This is a genomic window from Pseudomonas sp. FSL R10-2189 (assembly GCF_009600325.1).
GTDB lineage: Bacteria > Pseudomonadota > Gammaproteobacteria > Pseudomonadales > Pseudomonadaceae > Aquipseudomonas > Aquipseudomonas helleri.
On record NZ_WIVZ01000189.1, the window covers coordinates 1 to 205 of the forward strand.

1 rRNA gene is annotated in these 205 nt (G+C 46.8%); it reads left to right on the forward strand.

The features are described from left to right. Positions 1-134: 134 nt before the first annotated feature. Positions 135-205: ribosomal RNA gene (gene rrf, locus GHO32_RS26405) — 5S ribosomal RNA — on the forward strand; the annotation flags it as partial.

Consider the following 205-nt stretch of genomic DNA (forward strand, 5'->3'; position numbering starts at 1 on the left):
CCCATGTGAGAGTAGGTCATCGTCAAGATTAAATTCCAAAATCCCTGTCTGCTCACGCAGACGGGGATTTTGTTTTTATAGAAGTACCAAGTTTTCGCAGGCACGTTAGCACTAACGGATCTGTCACAGAATTTCTTGACGACCATAGAGCATTGGAACCACCTGATCCCATCCCGAACTCAGCAGTGAAACGATGCATCGCCGA